The following is a 7,068-nucleotide window of genomic DNA, read 5'->3' on the forward strand; positions in this document are numbered from 1 at the left end:
AAAATGGGCTGCCCAAGGGCAGCCCTTATATAATTAAAATTATTATCTATTATATAACTGAAATTCATATAATCTTACAGTTCCTACACTATCACCCGGATTAAAAATCTTAATCTGTACATAACGTGCTGTACGACTTCCAATATCATAGGAAGAAATATCATTATTGTTATTTACCTGATAATCAACAGATGTCCAATTCTTTCCATCCTCTGATATCAGTATCTCCCACTCAGAAGCATTTGCAAATCCTTCTTTACTCTTTGTATTATACAAAGTATAAGTGTTAAATGTTTTTTTGCTTCCCAAATCAATTTTTACAGAATGCATTCTGCCATTAAAAGTCGACTCTGAAGAACTGCGTGAACACCATTTTGTATCAAGGTTTCCATCTATCAGTTTTTCTGCTGCTTCATTACTATTTGTCTGACCTGTAGTATGAAGTATTATCGCTCCATTACATAAGTTTGTTCCACTGGTAATAGGATTTGCAAGCTTTGTGGCTACAGTAGTTCCATGTGTTTTCTGACCAATCATTGGATACGTCGGATTATCTACACCTTCCAATCCCTCTGTAATCCAATTATCACGGTAATCTCTAAATCCTGTAAATGCCCATGTTCCATTCTTCAATTCTTCTACAAATCTCAAACGAAGCGACTCAATACAATCATATCCTGTAATCTGTTTTACTAATTTATTCCAATCAGTAGTCGTATCATATGGATTATCATCATATTTTGTACTCTTGTTTGATTTCAGCATATTGTTAATGCTATCTATCAGTCCTAAAGTAACTGTTCCATTAGAAGCTTTTGTTGTCGGATATTTTGCGTCCATATATGCAAAGAACCATTTATTATTTCCATATGCCTCATATTTCCAGTCCTGAAGTGAAGTATCACTTGCCTGATATACCTGGACATTATCCTCTGTTGCCCAATGATAATAACGGAATCCACCATAGTTTGCCATGTTTTCAACCCACCATGCCGGTCCTGAAGAGTTTACATTTCCATACTGCTGCGCTGCATGTGTTAACTCATGTGAGAAATATCCGATACCTACCGGATTTGCATTCATCCAATCAACAGAGATAACGATTGTATTTCCTAGAGTATATGCAACTCCATCATAAGCCTTATCTGCTGTAATGAACATTCTCTTTGGCTCTGAACCTGTTCCCCATCTTGTATACTGACGAGGATATACCTGATCAAATAATTCCTGAAGGTTTTTCTTATAATTTGGTGCAGTTACCTGGTCCCAGTCACCCATGAAAATTGCTTCATATTCTTTTTCCAATAATATAGAACTACCCTTTAGGCTGATTTCAGACAACTGGAATGAATTTCCATATCCTTCTGTAACAGTCAATTTAAAGTGTTTATATGTTCCAACCTTATCTACTAAGTAAGTGTAATCAGCATAGTTTACATCACCCATGCCGCTCTCTGTTACAGTATCAATAGCCTCCCAGTTATTTCCATCCTTTGAACCATACAATACCCATGATTTTATCGTACGGTTCTTAAATGACGCATTGTCATTGGCTGTCGTTAAAGTATAGCTGTACAATTCTGTATCCTGATTCATCGTCCATGCAATCGAACATGGAGTACCTGTATTAGTATACAATTTAGTTGACTTATCTCCATCAAACAGATTTGCTACACCTTCTTTATCATTATATCCTTTGACAGTTGTGGCACTCGTATTAATTCCTTTTATATGTTCGTCAAGGTCTACACCGATATCAGATGTAATCCGAACAACATCGCCATTTAAATATATTTCTGACAACTGAGAACCGAAATAAAGTTTTCCGTCATCTCCACTGTCCTCAATTCTTAACATGAAATACTGACATGCTTTCTGTACATCTGTTGTATAAGTGTAAGATTCCAAATTCTTATGTTCAATACCGCCGTTTTCTACAAAATCAATCTGAATCCAGTCTTTTCCGTTCATAGAACCAAGCAATCTCCACTTATGAGGATTTCTATGTGAATATGTTGCTGCATCATTTGCAGTTACAAGTGTATAACTTTTAAGAATTGTAGCACGACTCATTCTCCACGCAATTGATATAACAGGTGCATCATCTGTAAAGAATTTTGTATTTATATTATTGTCAAATAACTTTTCGATTCCTTCATTGCTATTCTTTTTTCCTTCTGTTGAAGAAAATGTTGTATCAATTCCCGCTACATATTTGTTTAATGATACATTTGCCGCAACTTCTGAATCTGCTGCTTCCTGCTGCACGCCCGGATTTTTCACCGGATGCGGTGTCGTTGTCTCCTCTTTCTTTGTTGTTTGTTCTTCTTTCTTCGTAGTCTCTTCTTCACCATTATTTCCTTTTGCATTGTATACATACAATACTGCTTTTTGAGACCCGTCACCATTATATACAACCACTGTGCTATACATCTTTGTAAAGTTTGAGAGATGTGCTAAAACACCTGCCCCTTCTACTTCCTTTGACAATGCTTTTCCGTCCACTGTCATATTTCCAAAATCGGCATTATCAAATGTAATATATATACCTTGTGCTGTCGCAAATCCCGGCTGCTGAATATTTACGATTTCCTGTACATCCCCACTGGCTGCAATTACTTTATACTGTCCCTCTGTCATTCCTGCAAGGAAATCAGCAGATGCCCAATTAGCACTCTCAGGCTTGAACTCTGTAAGTTCTTCCTTTTTCGTTGTTGGCTCCGGCGTTGTCTCTATCTGCTTTGGAGTGGTAATCTCTTCCTTTTTTGTAGTATTTTCTTCTGCCTCAGCTGTAACAATTGTATCTCTTCCTCTAAATTCAACTCTGGCATAAGATGAATCTACTACTGACAGAATACTATTATATAAATATTCATGTCCGCTCATATTACTCATCAGATTATTCTTATAAAGTGTATTTGCAATACGATATACAGACGTATTGCTGATATCACTGTAAGTATATGTACCATCCTTTAATTTAGCATATGCTTTTACACTGATTCCTCTCCGATAAAAATCCGCCGTCTTAATAAACTCCATCGTAAGGCAATAACTTTTTCCGTTATCAAAACTGCTATATTTTACTCCTGTTTCTCCAAGAGGTGTCGCTGCATAAGAATACACTGTTTCATTTTTACTTCCAACAACCATATCCGATTCAGACACTGAATCTGTCAATCCATAAACAATGCCTACCTCTTCTACTTTGTTTGCCGTATCTGCCACAGAATAAATTGTTCTAAATGCTTCTAATCTTGTACTTATTTGAAATCCATTAATTTCAATTTGTACATCATCTGCCGCATAAATTTGTTGTGGTAAAACGATTCCCTGAATTATCATAGATAATGCAATGATAAACGATAAAACCGCTCTTACCGTTTTTTTAGTAAACTTTTTTTCCATTCCGTTTCTCCTTCTCTTAATACATTATTTTAATTATGAAAATTTCTACATAACTTTTCAAGTATCCCTATTTTTTTATATGGTGTGATTTTTTAGTATGTTATCTTTTTCCTATATAAAATCAAAACGGACAAACTATCTTTGACTTTCAACGTCTAAACTGTTTGTCCGTTTTTTAACTTTATATTATTTTCTCTTATATATTCTAAAATAATATTCTAAATCAAAATAAGTATTTTCTTCACTCTCCTCTGAGATTTCCCACTCATCTGTCATTTCATCGAGATTCGGAATAAATGTATCTGCCGCATATTCAAAATCTACATAAGTAACATATGCCGTATCACAGTATGGTAACATTTGTCTATAAATACTGCCTCCACCAATCACAAACACATCCTCTGTATTATATTTCTTTGCTTCCTCCAAGGCTTCCTCTATGGAATATACCACAGTAGCACCATCGACTTTATAATCTTTTTCTAATGCAATTACAATGTTAACTCTATTTTTTAAGGGTTTTGAATTTGGAAAACTTTCTAAGGTGTTTTTTCCCATAATGACTACTTTTCCCGTCGTTGTTTCCCTAAAAAACTTCATATCCTCGGGAATACTTACAAGCAAATCATTTTTATACCCAATAGCCCAGTTTCTATCCACCGCAACAATTAAATTCATATTACCTCCTCTGAAACACTCAACTTTCTACACAGCTACAGGTATATTTTTAATCTGTTCCCCTGTAACATAATCATCTAACCTTAAATCATCCACTGTAAAATCATAAAAATTTTTAATTTCAGGATTCATCCATAATTTAGGAGCATCATGCTGCTCTCTACCAATCAATTCTTCAATTAAAGGCACATGTTTATCATATATATGGGCATCTGCGATTACATGAATAAACTCACCAACTTCCATATCACTTACCTGAGCAAACATATGTATCAATGCTGCATATTGGCAGACATTCCAGTTATTCGCTGTGAGAACATCCTGTGAGCGCTGATTTAAGATTCCATTTAAAACAAGCTTACCTGTTTCTTGATTTTGAGTGACATTAAAAGTCATACTATATGCACACGGATAAAGATTCATTTCTGACAAATCCTGGTGAACATATATATTGGTCATAATTCTTCTGCTGTATGGATTATTTTTTAAATCATATAGTACCCTGTCTACCTGGTCCATATCTCCCTCTTTGTAATGGTGTTTTACTCCCATCTGATATCCATAAGCTTTGCCAATAGAGCCTTCTTCATCAGCCCATGCATCCCATATATGACTTCTCAGTTCATTTACGTTATTTGATTTCTTCTGCCAAATCCATAATAATTCATCGAGGCAGCTCTTAAATCCTGTTCTTCTTAAAGTTATGGCTGGAAATTCTTTTTTCAAATCATATCGGTTTATAACACCAAATTTCTTAATCGTATATGCATAGGAGCCGTCGTCCCATTTCGGTCTTACTTTCTCTCCCTTTGTATCTATTCCATTGTCAAGAATATCTCTGCACATATCCACAAACACTCTATCTGCGTAGCTCATCTAATTCTCCTTTAATATTTGTAGCCAAGAGGAAATCTCATATAGTTTCTCTTACATGATGATTGCCAGATATATCATCCGGCAATCATTTTATTAAAATAATTATAACATTTTGTAATTATGTTTTTCAAGGTATTTTAAAAATCCCTTACATCCTTTCATCGCATCATCAAAAGTAATATCGAAATTTCCAGTGTACCAAGGGTCTGCTATATCCCTGCTGTCACCTGCAAACTGTAACAGTTTAAATACTTTTCTTTCTATATCTTTTCCTACGATTCGTTCTATATTTCTTATATTAGCAGTATCCATTCCTATTATGTAATCATAATCTCTGTAATCCTGCTTTGTCATTCTTCTTGCCTTGTGTTCACCGCAATATATCCCTTCTTTGGCTAGTTTATTTCTTGTTCCATGATGTACACCATTTCCAATTTCCTCATAACTTGTTGCAGCAGAGTCGATGTAGAATTTATCTGATATTCCATTTTGTTCTACGAGATGCTGTAGGATATATTGAGCCATTGTGGAACGACAGATGTTGCCGTGGCAGATGAAAAGTATTTTTATCATGTTCTTATATCTCCTTAAATCTCCACTTTTCCTTGTATTTAAAGGGTTTTTACAACTTTCATATTTCTTGTGGTTTCTGTAACTTCTTATAAATTCTCATGTTTCGGCAGTCAAAAGTTGTAAAATAAGTTGTAAAACCACCCCTATTTTACAACTTTACAACTAGCTACGATTGCAGACTTCTTTCATTTCTTTTTTAATATCATCAAAGTCCAAGTGTGTGTAGGTATTCAGCGTAACGCCTATATCTGAATGCCCCATAATCTTCTGTAATGTCTTAGGGTTCATTCCCGACTTTGCCATATTAGAACAAAAGGTATGTCGGCAAACATGAGGTGTGATTTTCGGTAATTCCTGTTTATATATTTTATTATACTTCTCACAAATATGCTGGAAATATTTTTCCCAATGCAAAGCAACCATAGGCATATTATTTTTATCTAAGTACAGAAAACCGCTTTTACCGTCTATCACAGGTTCTGATTTTGGCTTTTTACGGTTTTGAATTATTTTGCGAAAACACTCTTTTACCTCGTCCGTCATAGGAACAAGTCTTGTACCGCTGTCTGTCTTTGTGTCCTCTATAATATATTCCATATTACGCTTACGTTGCAACTGATGATTGACATTGATAACACCTTTTTCTAAATCAATATCAGAAATTGTCAGTCCGACAAATTCAGAAATACGAAGTCCTGTCTTAAATAGAATGTAAATTCCCTCATAATACTTGCTAAAGTGCTTGTCCTGCTTTACAAATTCAAGAAAAGCTCTCTCCTGTTTTCTTGTAATAGCTTCTCTTGTTACGCTGTCATTGACAACCGCCGTTGCAAGCTGAAATTCAAATGGATTCTTCCGAATCAAATCATCATCAACCGCCATCTGAAATGCAGGTCTTACCACACCTCTGACAGAATGTATGGTACTATAGCCTCTGCCGTCAGCCTGTAATTTAATCAGCCAGCCTTTTGCGTCTGATAATTTAACCTTATCAATCCGTCTGTTTCCAAATGCTTCTTTTTTGATAATATTAATCACAAAATTATAATTCGCTTCTGTATTGTGCCTTACGCCCGTTTTCTGTGATACATACTTTTTTACCAGTTCCAGTACCGTCATGTCTCCGCCAAAGGAAATAATATCATCTTCCAAATCTTTATGAATTTGCTTCTCCTTATCTCGGAGTGGAACATCTTCCTTTGCTCCTTGTGGAACGGTATCTGTTTTTACCAATTTCCAACTATACACATATTTCACATTTCCAGCACTATCTACATACTTATACATATATCTTCCGTCTTTACGTTGACTCTCTCCATTGCGTAAAACACGGTTTTTATTGTCCCGTCTTTTTTCGCTCATCTTCGCTCCTTTCCACTTCTGAAAGAGTCCCGATATGACTTGTTCTCATCATAACATATACCAGCTCCTTTTTCACTAGATTGCGTCCAATTTATCAATAACCTGTTCAAACTGTCGGCGTTTAATCTGTATGCGGTTGCCATTCATAATGAGCCAGCCAGCGTCCTTGTT

At 35.4% G+C, this 7,068-nt stretch carries 5 protein-coding genes and 1 pseudogene; all 6 read right to left on the minus strand.

What is annotated here, in order from left to right:
• Positions 1-42: 42 nt before the first annotated feature.
• Positions 43-3,408: a discoidin domain-containing protein gene (locus tag Q5O86_RS06000; protein ID WP_302626238.1), complete on the minus strand. Its 3,366-nt coding sequence runs from the start codon at positions 3,406-3,408 to the stop codon at positions 43-45.
• Positions 3,409-3,594: 186 nt separating this feature from the next.
• Positions 3,595-4,086, minus strand: coding sequence for a dihydrofolate reductase (locus tag Q5O86_RS06005; protein ID WP_302626239.1), 492 nt, complete (start codon positions 4,084-4,086; stop codon positions 3,595-3,597).
• A 27-nt stretch (positions 4,087-4,113) separates the two neighbouring features.
• A complete protein-coding gene (thyA, locus tag Q5O86_RS06010; RefSeq protein ID WP_302626240.1) occupies positions 4,114-4,962 on the minus strand; it encodes a thymidylate synthase in 849 nt (282 codons plus the stop codon).
• 102 nt (positions 4,963-5,064) lie between these two features.
• The gene (locus Q5O86_RS06015) at positions 5,065-5,535 is read right to left on the minus strand and encodes a low molecular weight protein-tyrosine-phosphatase (RefSeq protein ID WP_302626241.1); all 471 of its coding nucleotides are present in this window, start codon (positions 5,533-5,535) and stop codon (positions 5,065-5,067) included.
• A 162-nt stretch (positions 5,536-5,697) separates the two neighbouring features.
• Positions 5,698-6,897: a site-specific integrase gene (locus tag Q5O86_RS06020; protein WP_302626242.1), complete on the minus strand. Its 1,200-nt coding sequence runs from the start codon at positions 6,895-6,897 to the stop codon at positions 5,698-5,700.
• A gap of 75 nt (positions 6,898-6,972) precedes the next feature.
• A pseudogene (locus tag Q5O86_RS06025) lies at positions 6,973-7,068 on the minus strand (excisionase); the annotation flags it as partial.

The organism is uncultured Eubacterium sp., from assembly GCF_937958975.1.
Classification (GTDB): domain Bacteria; phylum Bacillota; class Clostridia; order Lachnospirales; family Lachnospiraceae; genus Eubacterium_G.